At 70.7% G+C, this 15,385-nt stretch carries 15 protein-coding genes and 1 tRNA gene; 5 read left to right on the top strand and 11 right to left on the bottom strand.

Annotated features, from left to right (window positions below; genetic code table 11):
* Positions 1–63: 63 nt before the first annotated feature.
* Together ACJ5H2_RS02435 and ACJ5H2_RS02430 are read right to left on the bottom strand one after the other, a co-directional pair.
* Complete coding sequence (locus ACJ5H2_RS02435) at positions 64–573, bottom strand: nuclear transport factor 2 family protein (protein WP_408897974.1); 510 nt, start codon at positions 571–573, stop codon at positions 64–66.
* 205 nt (positions 574–778) lie between these two features.
* Positions 779–860, bottom strand: a tRNA-Tyr gene (locus ACJ5H2_RS02430).
* A gap of 118 nt (positions 861–978) precedes the next feature.
* Between ACJ5H2_RS02430 and ACJ5H2_RS02425 the strand changes: the two genes are divergently transcribed.
* Entirely contained in the window at positions 979–1,470 is a 492-nt protein-coding gene (locus ACJ5H2_RS02425; RefSeq protein WP_408897973.1) for a YajQ family cyclic di-GMP-binding protein, read from the top strand.
* A 175-nt stretch (positions 1,471–1,645) separates the two neighbouring features.
* Here the strand turns inward: ACJ5H2_RS02425 and ACJ5H2_RS02420 are convergent, their stop codons facing one another.
* Together ACJ5H2_RS02420 and lhgO are read right to left on the bottom strand one after the other, a co-directional pair.
* Positions 1,646–2,893, bottom strand: a complete 1,248-nt coding sequence (locus ACJ5H2_RS02420; RefSeq protein ID WP_408897972.1) for an NHL repeat-containing protein — start codon at positions 2,891–2,893, stop codon at positions 1,646–1,648.
* Between the two features lie 87 nt (positions 2,894–2,980).
* Entirely contained in the window at positions 2,981–4,189 is a 1,209-nt protein-coding gene (gene lhgO, locus ACJ5H2_RS02415) for an L-2-hydroxyglutarate oxidase (RefSeq protein WP_408897971.1), read from the bottom strand.
* A gap of 43 nt (positions 4,190–4,232) precedes the next feature.
* On the opposite strand from lhgO, the gene ACJ5H2_RS02410 reads away from it, so the two are divergent.
* The gene (locus ACJ5H2_RS02410) at positions 4,233–4,721 is read left to right on the top strand and encodes an SRPBCC domain-containing protein (RefSeq protein WP_408897970.1); all 489 of its coding nucleotides are present in this window, start codon (positions 4,233–4,235) and stop codon (positions 4,719–4,721) included.
* On the opposite strand, the gene ACJ5H2_RS02405 is transcribed toward ACJ5H2_RS02410, so the two are convergent.
* From ACJ5H2_RS02405 to ACJ5H2_RS02385, 5 genes are all read right to left on the bottom strand, one after another.
* On the bottom strand, positions 4,672–5,127 hold the full coding sequence (locus ACJ5H2_RS02405; RefSeq protein ID WP_408897969.1) for a hypothetical protein: 456 nt from the start codon (positions 5,125–5,127) through the stop codon (positions 4,672–4,674). The two genes, ACJ5H2_RS02410 and ACJ5H2_RS02405, sit on opposite strands and share 50 nt — an antisense overlap.
* A gap of 65 nt (positions 5,128–5,192) precedes the next feature.
* Positions 5,193–6,191: a sulfate/molybdate ABC transporter ATP-binding protein gene (locus ACJ5H2_RS02400; RefSeq protein WP_408897968.1), complete on the bottom strand. Its 999-nt coding sequence runs from the start codon at positions 6,189–6,191 to the stop codon at positions 5,193–5,195.
* 67 nt (positions 6,192–6,258) lie between these two features.
* Positions 6,259–7,107, bottom strand: coding sequence for a sulfate ABC transporter permease (locus ACJ5H2_RS02395; protein WP_408897967.1), 849 nt, complete (start codon positions 7,105–7,107; stop codon positions 6,259–6,261).
* Positions 7,100–7,969, bottom strand: a complete 870-nt coding sequence (cysT, locus tag ACJ5H2_RS02390) for a sulfate ABC transporter permease subunit CysT (RefSeq protein ID WP_408897966.1) — start codon at positions 7,967–7,969, stop codon at positions 7,100–7,102. The genes ACJ5H2_RS02395 and cysT overlap by 8 nt, the downstream gene beginning before the upstream one ends.
* Positions 7,966–9,000 carry an extracellular solute-binding protein gene (locus tag ACJ5H2_RS02385; RefSeq protein WP_408897965.1) on the bottom strand — a complete coding sequence of 345 codons (1,035 nt, stop codon included), beginning with the start codon at positions 8,998–9,000 and terminating at the stop codon, positions 7,966–7,968. The genes cysT and ACJ5H2_RS02385 overlap by 4 nt, the downstream gene beginning before the upstream one ends.
* A gap of 365 nt (positions 9,001–9,365) precedes the next feature.
* Between ACJ5H2_RS02385 and ACJ5H2_RS02380 the strand changes: the two genes are divergently transcribed.
* Both ACJ5H2_RS02380 and ACJ5H2_RS02375 read left to right on the top strand, forming a co-directional pair.
* The gene (locus ACJ5H2_RS02380; RefSeq protein ID WP_408897964.1) at positions 9,366–11,333 is read left to right on the top strand and encodes a 2-oxoacid:acceptor oxidoreductase subunit alpha; all 1,968 of its coding nucleotides are present in this window, start codon (positions 9,366–9,368) and stop codon (positions 11,331–11,333) included.
* Complete coding sequence (locus ACJ5H2_RS02375) at positions 11,330–12,445, top strand: 2-oxoacid:ferredoxin oxidoreductase subunit beta (RefSeq protein WP_408897963.1); 1,116 nt, start codon at positions 11,330–11,332, stop codon at positions 12,443–12,445. The genes ACJ5H2_RS02380 and ACJ5H2_RS02375 overlap by 4 nt, the downstream gene beginning before the upstream one ends.
* 160 nt (positions 12,446–12,605) lie before the next feature.
* Here the strand turns inward: ACJ5H2_RS02375 and ACJ5H2_RS02370 are convergent, their stop codons facing one another.
* The gene (locus ACJ5H2_RS02370; RefSeq protein ID WP_408897962.1) at positions 12,606–13,007 is read right to left on the bottom strand and encodes a hypothetical protein; all 402 of its coding nucleotides are present in this window, start codon (positions 13,005–13,007) and stop codon (positions 12,606–12,608) included.
* Positions 13,008–13,123: 116 nt separating this feature from the next.
* Between ACJ5H2_RS02370 and rarD the strand changes: the two genes are divergently transcribed.
* Positions 13,124–14,032: an EamA family transporter RarD gene (rarD, locus tag ACJ5H2_RS02365; RefSeq protein ID WP_408897961.1), complete on the top strand. Its 909-nt coding sequence runs from the start codon at positions 13,124–13,126 to the stop codon at positions 14,030–14,032.
* Positions 14,033–14,349: 317 nt separating this feature from the next.
* On the opposite strand, the gene ACJ5H2_RS02360 is transcribed toward rarD, so the two are convergent.
* On the bottom strand, positions 14,350–15,366 hold the full coding sequence (locus tag ACJ5H2_RS02360) for a polyprenyl synthetase family protein (protein ID WP_408897960.1): 1,017 nt from the start codon (positions 15,364–15,366) through the stop codon (positions 14,350–14,352).
* Positions 15,367–15,385: the final 19 nt, after the last annotated feature.

Genomic DNA, 15,385 nt, shown 5'->3' with positions numbered 1-15,385 from the left:
CGGCTCGTCGCGGCCGGCTCGTCGCGGCCGGCTCGTCGCGGCCGGCTCGTCGCGGCCGGCTCGTCAGAGGCCGGCGTCGCCCAGCACCGCGCGACGCAGGACGACGAGCGGGTCGCCGTCGTCGCGGCGCCCGCGGGGTCCGGCACCCTCCGGGCTGAGCAGCCGGCCCGCGTCGCTCCGGGTCCACTCCCGCACCGCGAAGCGCTCCCGGATCCGCCACCCGGCCGGCGTACGGACGAAGTGGTCGACGTAGCGGAAGCCGGAGGTGAAGTTGAGCCGCTCGTCGGTCGACGGCGTGCCCCAGTGCACGGCCGTGCCGTAGGTCTCCGCGACCGCTTCGTCGCCGACGACCTCGGCGAGATGGTTGCCGACGATGTGCATCGTGCCGTCCAGGCGCGGCAGCAGCCCGCGCAGCCACCCGACGTACTCGTCCGCGGGTCCGCTGAACCCGGTGTGGTGGTCGACCCCGTCGTCGGCGTACACGGCACGGATGGCGTCGTAGTCCAGCCGGTCGACGGCGCGGCAGTAGCGCAGCACCGTGTCGTGGATCGCGCGGCGGTCGGCGTCGGTCATCTCCGGTCGTCCTCTCGCGTCACTCGGGCAGCATCGCACGGCGTAGCTCTGGCGAGGGCTGGCCCGGTCCCGTGCGCAGGGATCCGCCCTGGCATCCATGCGCAATCGCCACGGGACCGCGGCCTTTCCCGACGCTGGTGACCGGCACGTGAGAACGGCCCGCGACCTGCGTCTCCGCTGGTCACGGGCCGTTCTCATGGTGCCGTGGCAGGTAGTGGATTCGAACCACTGTAGGCAATGCCGGCTGATTTACAGTCAGCTCCCTTTGGCCGCTCGGGCAACCTGCCGGGCTGTCTCCGCGTGCCTTCGAGGCTCCGGAGGGAGCCCTGAGTTGGCGCGGCGGCGACGACGCGAAACAATAGCGCAGCAGCCCCGCCGGACCGAAAACAGCGCAGGTGACCCCACATGGCCGACTCCTCCTTCGACATCGTCAGCAAGATCGACCGCCAGGAGGTCGACAACGCTCTCGGGCAGACCGCCCGCGAGATCGCGACCCGCTTCGACTTCAAGGGCACGGGCGCGACGATCGAGTGGAAGGGTGAGCACGCGATCGAGATCACCGCGTCCGCCGACGACCGCGCCAGCGCCGTGCTCAGCGTCTTCCAGGACAAGCTGATCAAGCGCAACCAGTCGCTGAAGATCCTCGACGCCTCCGAGCCGCGCCAGTCCGGCCAGGTGTCGAAGATCGGCATCACCCTCAAGGAGGGCATCAGCTCCGAGGACGCCAAGAAGGTCTCGAAGCTGATCCGCGACGAGGGACCCAAGGGCGTCAAGGCGCAGATCCAGGGCGACGAGCTCCGCATCTCCTCCAAGAAGCGCGACGACCTCCAGGCCGTGCAGGCCCTGGTGAAGGCGCAGGACTACGACTTCGCGGTGCAGTTCACCAACTACCGCTGATCGCGCTGGCCGCCGTCCCCGCCCCGACCGCTACCTGGCCGATGCGGTGCCCGACACGGACGGCGGCGTGCTCGACGGCGACGCCGATCCTCATCAGATCGACGACGCCCTCGCCGAGCTCGCGAGCTGCTCTACGCCCGCGCTGGCCTGCTGACCCGCGCCGCTCGTCGTGGGACTAGCGGCGAATCTTGATCTTCCGCTGGCCGCCGTAGACCGTCACGACGGCCTTGGTGACCGCCTTCTTGCGCAGCACCTTGCGGCCCGGGCCGGTCGCCTTGGCCGTCACGACCTTGGTCTTGCCCGGCTTGATCGAGTAGGCCTTCGGCTTCGTGACCGCCTTGCCCTTGACCAGCACCGTCAGCGTGCCGGTGCACGTGGTGCCCTTGGCGCACTTGACGGCGATCCGGAGCTTGCGGCCCTGCAGCTTGACCGCCCCGCTGGGCTTGACGACGCTCGCCTTGCCCGTGCCCACCGGTCCCGGGGCGAAGGGAGCGAAGGTGGTCACGGCGTTGCCGAGCGAGGCCACCCGGCTGATCACGTGCACCCGGCCGCTGGCGTCGACGTCGACACCCCGCGGGCCGTAGCTCCCGAACGGAGCCGCGTTGAAGGCGCCGATGCTCGTCAGGTAGCCGCCGGTGCCGGTGAAGACCTGCACCCGTCCGCCCTGGGCGGCGCCGTCGGCGTAGTCCGCGACGTACACGTTGCCCTGAGCGTCGACGGAGAGGCCGCGCGGCCAGTGGAAGCTGCCCGGGCCGGTGCCGAGCTGGCCCCACTTGCCCAGGAAGGTGCCGGTGCCGCTGAACCGCGAGACGCGGTTGTTCCAGCGCTCGCCCACGTAGACGTCACCGTTGGGCGCCACGGCGATGGTCTGCGGACTGCTGAGCTGTCCGTCCGCGCTCCCCGGGCTGCCCCACGAGCGGATCACCTCACCGGTCGGCGTGTAGTGGAACACGCGGCTGCCGACCACGTCGGTGGCGTACACCTCTCCGCTCGGCGTCACCGCGACGTCGGTCAGGCCGACGATCTCGTGGGGGAAGTAGGCCCGGTTCGCCAGATCCGGGGTGAAGACCGTGACGCCGTCGTAGTCGGCGAGGTAGACGTGGCCCTGAGGCCCGACGTCGATCCCGTCCGCCTCGCCGACATCCACGCTGCCGAGGAGGGCCCCTGACGAGCTGTAGCGCTTGACGCGGTTGAAGACGGACTCCGCGACGTACACGTCTCCCGTCGCCGGGTTCACCGCGACGTCGTTGTCGCCGTCGACCACGAACTGGCGCACCGGCTGGTACTGCTGTCCTGGCGTGACGGCCTCGCCGGGCGCGACCGGGCCGAGCACGGCCAGGCCGAGGCCGGTCGCGCCGGCCACGGCCAGGGTCAGGGTTCGCCGGATCCGTCCGGCCATCGTTCGCTGGGGGTAGGTGCCCACTTCTCCTCCTGGGACAGGCATGGGGGGTGTGCGACCGGAGACTCGGCGCACCCCGGGGCCCTGCCCTCGAAGAACGGTCACCAAACCTCAGCGCCGGTCAAGAACCCTGTCGACGACGTGCTCGGCGATCGCGAGGCTGGAGGTCGCCGCGGGCGAGGGCGCGTTGCGGACCGCGGTGACGGCGTCGCTGCGGTGGATCACGAAGTCGTCGACCAGGGAGCCGTCCGGCTCGACGGCCTGGGCGCGCAGGCCGAGCCGGGCGCGGGTGACGTCGTCGACGCCGATGGCGGGCACGTACCGCTGGGCCGCGCGCATGTACGCCGCCCGAGAGAGCACGCCGTGCAGCTCGCCGAGGCCCGTACGCCAGTTCCTCCCGGCGAAGCGCCAGAAGCCGGCGTAGCCCAGGGTGTCCGTGAGGTCGCGCCAGCGCACCGAGGCCCGTCCGTAGTCGTCGCGGCTGAGGGCGAGGAAGGCGTTGGGACCGACCTCCAGCCCGCCGTCGACCCGCCGCGTGAAGTGCACCCCGAGGAAGGGATAGGCCGGGTCAGGGACGGGATAGACCATGCCGCGTACGAGATCCTGCTTGGCGGCGCCGACGGCCATGTACTCGCCTCGGAAGGGCACGATGCGCGGTGTCGCGGGTCCGCCCACCAGCCGTCCCACCCGGTCGGACTGCAGCCCGGCGCACACCACCAGGTGGTCCACCCGGTACGACGTGTCGGGCGTGCGTACGTCGAGCCCACCGCGGACCCGCGCCACGCCGGTCACCTCCGCCCCGAGGTGGACCGCTCCCCCGGCCTCGACGATCTCGCCGGCGAGCGCGTGGGCGACGGCGACGAAGTCGGTGATCGCGGTGCGCGGCGAGTGCAGCGCGGCCAGACCCGCCGCGTGCGGCTCCACCTCCCGCAGCGCGCCCGGGTCGAGGCGGCGCAGGCCCGGGACCCGGTTCTCCGCGGCGGTGCGCGCGAGCGCCTCGAACCGCGGCAGCTCGGACGCGTCCACGGCGACGACCAGCTTGCCGCACTCGTCGTACGCGATCGCATGCTCGGCGCAGTACTCGCGCATCAGGTCGCGCCCGCGCGCGCACAGCCGTGCCTTGAGGCTGCCGGGCCGGTAGTAGATCCCCGCGTGCACGACCCCGGAGTTGTGGCCGGTCTGATGCGCGGCGAGCCGCCGCTCCCGCTCCAGCACGACGACGGTGAGGCCCGGCCGGCGACGGACCAGCTCGCGGCCGACGGCCAGGCCCACGATGCCACCCCCGACGATGCCGACCGTGCCGACCGAACCTGTGCTCACGAACCCATCATCGCGGGCCGGGGTGCTCGGCCATGATGGGCCCGTGAACCCCACCGCCCGGATCGACATCCACGCACCGCTCGACGTCGTGTGGGAGATCATGACCGACACCGACGGCTACGGCGAGTGGAATCCCTTCGTCGAGCGCGCCGAGACCGCGCAGCCGCCCGCCGTGGGCAACCCGATCGTGCTCCACGTCGTGTGGGCCAACGGCCGGCGCGCCCGCTCGCCCGAACGGATCACCGCCCTGGACGGGCCCGCCACCGACCCGCGGAGCGGTACGACGACCGCAGTGATGTCCTACGTCTACGAAGGGCTGCCGTCGCGGCTCGGCCTGGTCAAGGGGGTCCGCCACCAGCGGCTGACGCAGCGACCCGGTGGCCCCACGTCGTACGAGACCGTGGAGGAGTTCCGCGGCCCGCTGGTGCGGTTGGCCGGACCCTCCCGGGTGGCGGACGGCTTCCGGCGCCACGCCGAGGGGCTCAAGAGGGCTGCCGAGGCCCGCGCGGCGTCTTCGCCGCCGGCGGGATGAGGTCGTCGGAGTTCTTCGCCGCCCACAGCGCGAACCCGAAGACCGCCGCGCCGCAGACGATGTCGGTGAGCACGTGCGCCTGGCGCCACCAGACCATCTCACCGGCGCCGGGCACCGTGTAGTGGGCGATGCCGACCAGACCCGAGAGCGAGTACGCCGTCAGCGCGACCGCCGCCGACGTGATGTGGCGCCGCAGCCAGAGCAGCAGGCCGAGCGCCCCGAACGCGGTGAACACGAACCAGCCGACCGCCACGAGCGTCGCCGACGGCGCGGGCACGGCCGCGTCGGGGTCGGGCACCGGGTAGTCGTCGTAGTTGACGTAGTTGTCGAGGTAGTGGACGACCGACACCAGCACCGCGATCCCGAGCAACCAGCACAAGACCTGTGTCGCCCGCAGATAGCTCACGCGCTCCAGACTAGGAGATGGCCCGACCGGCGGCGGCCGCTACGCGCCGCCGCCGGCCCGGGGTCTCAGGAGACGGCCGCCTCGGGTCGGCGCGCGCCGAAGACGGGCACCGAGGTCGCGCCGATGGTCGGGCTCAGCCAGACCCGGCTGCCGAGCTCGAGGTCCAGCGCCCGCGCGTGGGTGCGGGAGAGGACGACGAGCACCGGCTCCTCCTGGCCCTCGACGTCGACGGTGAGGCGGACCTCGAAGCCGACGCGCAGCGCCCGGGTGACGACACCCGGGCTCGAGCCGGGGACGCCGGGCTGGACCGCGACCTCGATGTCGTGGGGTCGCAGCCGCAGCGGCCCGAGCCGGGTCACCGCGCCGAGGAAGCCCATCACGAAGTCGTTCGCCGGCTCGTCGTAGAGCTCGTCGGGACTGCCGATCTGCTCGATACGTCCCTCGTTGATCACCACGATCTCGTCGGCCACCTCGAGGGCCTCCTCCTGGTCGTGGGTCACGAAGACCGTCGTCACGTGCACCTCGTCGTGGAGCCGGCGCAGCCAGTCGCGCAGCTCCTTGCGGACCTTGGCGTCCAGCGCTCCGAACGGCTCGTCGAGCAGCAGCACGGTCGGCTCGACGGCGAGGGCACGGGCGAGCGCGAGGCGCTGACGCTGCCCGCCGGAGAGCTGGGACGGAAGCCGGTGCGCGAACTGCGAGAGGTGCACGAGCTCGAGCAGCTCGGCGACCTTGGCCTTGACCTCGGCCTTGGGCCGCTTGCGGATCTCCAGCCCGAAGGCGACGTTCTTGGCGACCGTCATGTGCTTGAACACCGCATAGTGCTGGAACACGAAGCCCACGTTGCGCTTCTGCGGGGGAAGCCGAGTCGCGTCGGTGCCCTCGATCTCGACCGTCCCGCTGTCGGCCGACTCGAGGCCGGCGATGATCCGCAGCAGGGTGGACTTGCCGCCGCCGCTGGGGCCCAGCAGCGCCGTCAGCTGCCCGGTGGGCAGGGAGACGTTGATGTCGTCGAGTGCGACGAAGTCGCCGTAGCGCTTGCCGACACCCCTCACCTCGATGCTCATCGCGGGGTCCCCGATCCGTCGTGCGCGCAGGAGCGAAGCGGGAGAGCGGAGAACGGAGTGGGGTGGTTCATGCGTGATCCTCCTTGCGGATCAGGGACACCACGACGAGCGCGAGCACGGAGGCCAGCACGAGCACGAACGCGGCGGCGTACGCCGTGGGCTCCTCGTAGTTGGTGTAGCGGTTCTGGATGAGAAGGGTCGCGGTCTCCCCGCGGAACTCGGCGCCAGGGCTGACGATCTTGACCGCCCCGAACTCGCCGAGGGAGCGGGCCATGCTCAGCACGACGCCGTAGACGACCGCCCACTTGATGCTGGGCAGGGTGATCCGCCGGAAGGTCTGCCACCCGCTGGCGCCCAGGCTGCTGGCGGCGAGCTCGGCGTCGGTGCCGATCTCCTGAAGTACCGGCACGATCTCGCGGATCACCAGCGGCAGGCTGACGAAGGCGGTGGCCATGATCAGGCCCGGCGTGGTGCCGATGACGTAGAAGCCCACCGACGCCAGCGCCTCGCCGAACCAGCCCTTGCCGGTGCTGTAGGCCAGCACGAGCGCGAGGCCGACGACGACGGGCGAGACCGACATCGGCAGGTCGACGAGCACCGAGAGGATGCGCCGGCCCGGGAACCGGTAGCGGACGAGCAGCAGCGAGATCCCCACGCCGAACAGCGTGTTGATGACCACGGCCCAGAAGGCCACCGTGAGGGTGAGGTTGAAGGCGTAGGTCACCGACGGGTCGCTGAGGCGCTCCCAGAAGGCACCGAAGCCGCCCTCGGCGTCCCGGCCGGCCGGGGAGAAGGTCTGCTTGCCGACCTCGTACAGCGGCCAGATCACCAGGACCGCCAGGTAGGCGATCACGAACGTCCGCAGGACATAGGCGACCGGGCCCTTGCGTGCGCGGATCTGTCGGGTGTCAGCCACGGCGCGCCACCCTTCGCGAGATGACGTCGAGGAGCACGATCGTCACGATCGCGACCGCGAGGAGCAGGACCGCGACGGCCGCGGCCCCCGCCTGGTTGTCGCCCTCGAGGAACTTGAGGATCTTCAAGGACGCGACCTCGGTCTCGTAGGGCGTGTTGCCCGAGATGAGGACGAGGGACCCGAACTCGCTGATCGCGCGGGCGAAGCCGAGCGACGAACCGGCGGCGATCGCCGGGACCAGGCTCGGGAGGATCACCCGGCGGAAGGTCGTCATCCGCGAGGCCCCGAGCGAGGCCGCGGCCTCCTCGACGTCGGCGTCGAGCTCGATCAGGACCGGCTGAACGGTGCGGACCACGAACGGCAGCGTCACGAACAGCAGCGCCAGGAAGATGCCCTGCTGGGTGTTGACGATGTTGATGCCGACCGGGCTCTCCGGGCCCCACAGGCTCAGCAGCACGAGCCCCGCGACGATGGTCGGGAGCGCGAACGGGATGTCGATGACGACGTCGAGGATCCGCTTGCCGGGGAACTGGTCGCGGACCAGAACCCACGCCACGATCGTGCCGATGACGGCGTTCACCGCGGTGACCGCGAGCGCCTCGAGGACGGTGAGCCGCAGCGCAGCGAAGGTCTGCGCGTCGGTGAGGGTGCCCCAGAACCGGTCGAGGCCGCCCTCGGCCGCGGCGCCGACGACGGCGGCGAGCGGGAGCAGCACCAGGACGCTGAACCACACCAACGCCACCCCGAGCCCGAGACTCGAGGTGGGGGTGAGCCGGAGCAGACCCGCGCCGCCCTTGGCCGTGCCCGAGGGCCGGCTCCCGGTGGGAGCCGGCCCTGGGGGTGCGACGAGGGTGTCGGTCACTGCTTCGTGGCTTCGGCGTACAGGTTGTCGAAGCGCAGCTTGACGCCGTCCTTGCCGAACCACTCGCTGTTGATCGCGTCCCAGCCACCCAGGTCGGCGGCGGTGCTCAGCGAGGCGGGCGTCGGGAACGGGTCGGCGGGGTCGTTGGCGCCCTCGACCTCGATGTCGGAGATGTCGAGGTCGGTGACCGGGCGGAATCCCTTGGAGACGAACGCGGCCTGCCCGTCGTCGCTGAGGATGAAGTCGAGCCAGTCCTGCGCGGCCGGGGTGGCGTCCTCGAGCACCGCGCCCGGGTTCTCGATCAGGAAGGTGTGGTCGGGGACGATGTAGTCGAGGTCCTCGCCGTTCTGCTTGGCCAAGATGGCCTCGTTCTCGTAGGTGAGCAGCACGTTGCCGACGCCCTTCTTGAACGCCTCGGTCGCCTCGCGCCCGCTGGCCGCCCAGGTGGTGACGTTCTTGAACACCTTGGTCAGGAAGGCGTCCGCCTGCTCCTCCGTCGCGCCGTTCTGCTTGGCGTAGGTGTAGAGCGCGAGGATGTTCCACTTCGCGGAGCCCGAGCTGGCGGGGTCGGGCGTGACGATCTTGACGTCGTCGCGGGTCAGGTCGTCCCAGTCGTCGATGCCCAGGGGGTTGCCCGCCTCCGTCGCGATCACGGCGACGGAGTTCGACACGATGCCCTTCGTCGGGCCCGCGTTCCAGTCGTCAGCCACGAGACCGGCGTCGACCAGGCGGGTCATGTCCGGCTCGAGCGAGAAGACGACGTAGTCGACGTCCTTGCCCTTGGTGTCGGCGACCTTGCGGCTCTGGTCACCGGAGGCGCCGTAGGAGCCGGAGAAGGTGACGTCCTTGCCGGCGTCGGTCTTGTTGAACTCCGCGGCGGCGGCCTTGTTGCCGGCCTCGGGAACGGCGAACCCGACGATGTTGATCGTCTCGCCGTCGCCGTTGCCGTCGCCACCCTCGGCGCTGGCGCACGCCGTGAGCGCCAACGCGCCGGTGACCGCCAGGGCCGCAGCCTTGATGACTCGCTTCATTGCACCCATTCCTTGCTGCTTCGGCCGGTCTCTCGGGGACCGGTTCCATCAAACTAGATCGGAATAATACACATTAGCGAGATTGTGGCCTTCGATTCAGACAAATCGACGAGACGACATGGCGGACATCACAGCGCCGGGCGGGCCGCCGAGCGGCCCATCAGGCGGCGCGGGGCGGGGTGCGCCGCCGCGGCCGACTATCGTGGGGAGCAGTGGCGCGAGCCGTGCCGACGGGCGGGCGGACGCGAACACGACAGGTGTTCACCGAAAAGTGGAACGTGTTCTAGATTGCTTCTAGACTCGGCTCACCGAAGCCTGTCGTCGCGTCCGCGGTCGCCGTCGACGTCGAGAGAAGTGGAGCAGGTGTGAGCCAGACCAAGCAGGTCAAGCAGCTGGACCGGGTGATCATCCGGTTCGCGGGTGACTCCGGCGATGGCATGCAGCTGACCGGTGACCGGTTCACCCAGGAGTCGGCCGTCTTCGGCAACGACCTGGTGACGCTGCCGAACTTCCCCGCCGAGATCCGCGCCCCCCAGGGCACCATCCCGGGCGTCTCGTCCTTCCAGATCCACTTCGCCGACCACGACATCCTCACGGCCGGCGACCGGCCCGACGTCCTCGTGGCGATGAACCCTGCGGCGCTGAAGGCCAACCTGGGCGACCTGCCGCGCGGCGCGACGATCATCGTCGACACCCACGACTTCACCAAGCGCAACCTCGACAAGGCCGGCTACACCTCCAACCCGCTCGACAAGCTGGGCGAGGTCGACGACATCCTGGCCGGCTTCCAGGTCCAGCCCGTCGACCTGACCGGCATCACGGTCGAGGCGGTCAAGGAGTTCGGCCTGTCCCGCAAGGACGCCGCGCGCGCGAAGAACATGTTCGCGCTCGGCCTGCTGTCGTGGATGTACGGCCGCCCGACCGAGCCGACCATCGCCTTCCTGGAGAGGAAGTTCGCCAAGGTCGCCGACATCCTCGGGGCCAACATCGCCGCCTTCAAGGCCGGTTGGAACTACGGCGAGACCACCGAGACCTTCGTCGTCCAGTACGAGATCAAGCCGGCGAAGATGAAGGTCGGCACCTACCGCAACATCACGGGCAACCTGGCGCTCTCCTACGGCCTGGTCGCCGCGGGCGTGCGCTCGCAGCTCCCCGTCTTCCTCGGCTCGTACCCGATCACCCCGGCCTCCGACATCCTCCACGAGCTCAGCAAGCACAAGGCGTTCGGAGTGACCACGCTGCAGGCCGAGGACGAGATCGCCGGCATCGGCGCCGCGATCGGCGCGTCGTTCGCCGGCCAGCTGGCGATCACCACGACCTCGGGTCCCGGCATCGCCCTGAAGTCCGAGGCCATCGGTCTCGCGGTGATGACCGAGCTGCCGCTGGTGATCGTCAACGTCCAGCGCGGCGGCCCCTCGACGGGACTGCCGACCAAGACCGAGCAGGCCGACCTGCTGCAGGCGATGTACGGCCGCAACGGCGAGGCTCCCGTGCCGATCGTCGCGCCGCAGTCGCCCGGCGACTGCTTCGCCGCGGCCGTGGAGGCCGCCCGCATCGCGATCACCTACCGGACCCCGGTGTTCCTGCTCTCCGACGGCTACCTCGCCAATGGGTCCGAGCCGTGGGCGATCCCGGCGATCGACGACCTGCCGACGATCGATGCCGACTTCGCCACGGCAGCGAACCACACCTCCACCAACGCCAAGGGCGAGCAGGTCGAGGACTTCTGGCCCTACCTGCGCGACGAGGAGACCCTCGCCCGCCCGTGGGCCGTGCCCGGCACAGCCGGCCTCGAGCACCGCATCGGCGGCCTCGAGAAGGGCGAGGGCCACGGCAACATCTCCTACGACCCGGCCAACCACGACCGGATGGTCCGCATCCGCGCCGAGAAGGTGCAGCGGATCGCCGACTCCCTGCCGCCGCTGGAGGTCGACGACCCGTCGGGCCAGGCCAAGGTCCTCGTGATCGGCTGGGGCTCGACGTACGGCCCGATCGGCGCCGCGTGCCGCCGGGTCCGGCGCGCCGGCTACAACGTCGCGCAGGCCCACCTGCGGCACCTGAACCCGTTCCCGAAGGATCTCGGCGAGATCCTGAAGCGGTACGACAAGGTCCTCGTCCCGGAGATGAACCTCGGCCAGCTCTCGAAGATGCTGCGCGCCGAGTACCTCGTCGACGCGCAGGGCTACAACCACGTCTACGGCCTGCCCCTGAAGGCGGCCGAGCTCGCCGAGGCCATCGGCCGTCTCGTCGGAGACGCCGAGGGCACCGATGTCGACCTCGGGGAGCACGGACTCAACCCGCCTGCCGACCACGAGGAGGCTCCGCACGCATGAGCACCCCCACCACGACCGCCGACCTCCCCATGCCGCAGCTCGGCACCGCGCTCGTGCCCCGCCTGGAGGAGGGCGCGACGCAGACCGCGAAGGAGTTCTCCAGCGACCAGGAGGTCCGCTGGTGCCCCGGCTGCGGCGACTACGCCGTCCTCAAGGCCGTCCAGTCCTTCCTCCCCGACCTCGGACTACGCCGCGAGAACATCGTCTTCGTCTCCGGCATCGGCTGCTCCAGCCGCTTCCCCTACTACCTCGACACCTACGGCATGCACTCCATCCACGGACGCGCACCCTCCATCGCCACCGGCATCGCCACCGCCCGCCAAGACCTCTCCGTCTGGGTCGTCACCGGCGACGGCGACGCCCTGTCCATCGGCGGCAACCACCTCATCCACGCCCTGCGCCGCAACGTCAACATGACGATCCTGCTCTTCAACAACCGCATCTACGGACTCACCAAGGGCCAGTACTCCCCCACCAGCGAAGTCGGCAAGATCACCAAGTCCACCCCCGTCGGCTCCCTCGACCACCCCTTCAACCCCGTCTCCCTCGCCCTCGGCGCCGAAGCCACCTTCGTCGCCCGCACCATCGACTCCGACCGCAAGCACCTCACCGCAGTCCTCGCCGCAGCCGCCGCCCACCGCGGCACCTCCCTGGTCGAGATCTACCAGAACTGCCCCATCTTCAACGACGGCGCCTTCGACGCCATCAAGGACCGCGACAACACCCACGCCCTGATCCCGCTCGTCCACGGCGAGCCGATCACCTTCGGCGTGCGCGACGAGGCGACGGGCCTCGGTGACAAGGCCCTGGTGCGCGGAGCCGGCGGCGGCGTGGACGTGGTCGACACCGCGTCCGTCGCGATCGAGGACATCATCGTCCACGACGCGCAGAACCCGGACCCCTCGACGGCCTTCGCGATCTCCCGGCTCACCGACGCCGGCTACCTGAACCGCAGCCCCATCGGCATCTTCCGCCAGGTCGAGCGCCCGACGTACGACGACCAGGCCCGCGCCCAGGTCGCCGAGGCGAGCGAGGCGGCGGCCGCCCAGGGCAGCCCGGAGGAGCGGCTCACCGCCCTGATCAACGCGGGCGACACCTGGACGATCGCCTGAGCCGTGGGGTGGTGCTGTAACTAGCTGTTCGTGTCACTCGGCTACCCGTCTACGGGTCAGGTAGTGACAAGAACAGTTAGTTACAGCACCACCGCGGGCCCACACGCACCGAAGGGGCCCCGCCGACGGCGGGGCCCCTTCGTTCGTGCTGTCGCTGAGGTCAGCGGCAGGTGATCTGACCGACGTACAGCTTGGTCTTGTCGTAGCCGTTGGCGGCCTTCAGCACCAGGCGGTACTTGCTCCAGCAGGGGCCGTCGAACTTGATCTTGAAGTAGCCGTCGCCGACGCGGGCACGGTCCTTCTTGAAGTTGTTCCAGCTGCCGCCGCGACGCTTCTGCTGCAGCTTGATCTTGCCGCCCTGGTAGGTGGTGGCGTTGCCGGAGACCTTGAACCGGCCGGTGTTGCGGATCTCGCCGCCCGAGTAGGTGACCGGGTGCGGGCCGAGGGACCGCTCGGCCGCGACACCGGTCGAGGCGGTGGCGCCACTCGGAGCGACGGTGAGACCGAGCAGGGCGGCGGTAAGGACCGCCACCAGCACGGAGATGGTGCGAGCGAATCGCATGAGGGACTCCCCTTCGAGATCGGGATCGTTGGTGGACACGTGCTCCGTGCCCATCTGGCCACGACCTGAAACCACCTCGGCGGGCGAGCCGGGATCACGTCGCTAGGGTCCCTAGTGTGTCCGACCAGCGCCGAGGATTCACCCTCGGGTTCCTCGCCTACCTGATGTGGGGGGCGTTCCCCCTGTACTGGCCCCTGCTCGAGCCCAGTGGCGCGGTCGAGATCCTCGCCCACCGGATGGTCTGGTCGCTGGTGGTGATGGGCGTTCTGGTCTTGCTCCTGCGCCGCACCGCGGCCCTGCGCGCCATCCTGCGCGAGCGTAGTACGGCGCTGCTGCTCGGCGTGGCGGCGGCGACGATCACCGTCAACTGGGGCACCTACATCTACGGCGTCAACAGCGACCGTGTCGTCGAGACCTCGCTGGGCTACTTCATCAACCCGCTCGTGACAGTGCTCATGGGCGTGCTGATCCTCGGCGAGCGGCTGCGCCCCGTCCAGTGGACCGCGCTGGGGATCGGCCTCGCCGCGGTCGTCGTGCTGACCGTCGACTACGGGCGCCCGCCGGTGATCGCGCTCGTCCTCGCCTTCTCCTTCGGCACCTACGGCCTCGCGAAGAAGTCTGCCGGGGTCGGCGCGATCGAGAGCCTGACCTTCGAGACGGCCGTGATCGCACCGTTCGCGGTGGGCTACCTGGTGTGGCTGGGCAGTACCGGCCACGGCCACCTCACCGGCCACGGCGCCGGGCACGTCGCCCTGCTCGTCGCCAGCGGCGTCGTCACCGCCGTCCCGCTGCTGTGCTTCGGGGGCGCGGCGACCCGGGTCTCGATGACGACCCTCGGTCTGCTGCAGTACCTGGCGCCCGTGCTCCAGTTCGCTCTCGGCATCACCGTCCTCGGCGAGCGGATGCCGCTGGGCCGGTGGATCGGCTTCGGCCTGGTCTGGCTGGCGCTGGTGATCCTCACCATCGAGGCGCTGCGCCACCATCGCCGCCAGCTCGCCCTCGCCGCGGAGGCGTGCGCGGTGTGAGGCGGCCGCGGTACGTCGTACGCCACGCGCGGCGGCCGCGGGGTGCACGCCGCCGCCGCGCGGGACGTCCTCAAAGTTAACCCGCCCACTCGTCTTTCCCGAGGGCTCGGCGCGAGGATTCGGTGAGTGCCGTGACAGTCGGCGCCGATCAGGGGTGCGGTGGCGGTGTCGACGCGGTGGCGGATTCACCACGGCATGTAGCCGAAGCCGCGCTTCTGTAGTGGAGCTCCGCTACAGAAGTGCGGATCGACCTACATCCCGTGGTGAATCCGCCCCCGGCCAGGGTGAACCCACCCCCCCGCCCAGGCCCCGCCAGCTCAGGCCGACCGCACCGCCACGACATCGGCGAACGCCTCGAGCGCGGTCCGGACCGAGCCGGAGGGCAGCGCGGCCAGCAGCTCCTTGGCCTCCTGGGCCCGCGCGACCACATAGGCCTGCGCCTGCTCCATGGCGGGGTGCTTGCGCAGCAGGTCGAGCGCCTCGGCATGCAGCTCGGCATCGCCGGCCAGGTCGGTGCGCTCGGGGTCCAGCAGCTCCAGCAGACGCGCGTCGGCCGGGTCGGTGGAGGCGCGGGCGATGAGCACGGGGAGGGTCGGGACGCCCTCCTTGAGGTCCGTCCCGGGGGTCTTGCCGGACTCCGCGCTCTCGGAGGCGATGTCGAGGATGTCGTCGGAGAGCTGGAAGGCTGTGCCCACCAGCTCGCCGTACGCCGTCAGCGCGGCCACGACCTCCGGGGAGGCGCCGGCGAACAGGGCGCCGTAGTGGGCGGAGGTCGCGATGAGGGAGCCGGTCTTGCCGGCCACGACCTCGAGATAGTGCGCCAGCGGGTCCTCGCCCGGCCCGGGCTTGACCGTCTCGAGGATCTGGCCCTCGACGAGCCGGGTGAAGGTCTCCGCCTGGATCCGCACGGCCTCCGGGCCGAGCTGGGCGGTCAGCTCGGAGGACTTCGCGAACAGCCAGTCGCCGGTCAGGATCGCGACGAGGTTGTCGTAGCGCGCGTTGGCGGAGTCCTCGCCGCGGCGCAGCGCCGCCTCGTCCATGACGTCGTCGTGGTAGAGCGAGCCGACGTGGGTGATCTCCACGACGCAGGCGGCCGTGAGGACCTCGTCGGCGTCGGGGTGAGGACCGGCCTCGGCCGCGAGGAGCACCAGCAGGGGGCGGAAGCGCTTGCCGCCGGCGGCGAGCAGGTGACGCGCCGCCTCGGTGACGTACGGCGCCCGGCTGGACGCGTGCTCGTACAGCGCCTCCTCGACCCTGGCCATGCGGGCCCGCAGGCGGTCGGCGAGGTCGGTGTCGTCGATCGGCAGTGCAAGGTCGGCCCCAGGTGCGCTCATGCGGGGGTCCCCGTGGGTG

The organism is Nocardioides pymetrozini (assembly GCF_046058985.1).
Classification (GTDB): domain Bacteria; phylum Actinomycetota; class Actinomycetes; order Propionibacteriales; family Nocardioidaceae; genus Nocardioides.
The sequence above is the reverse complement of the archived record's forward strand: the minus strand, read 5'-3'. Positions and strand labels throughout refer to the sequence as shown.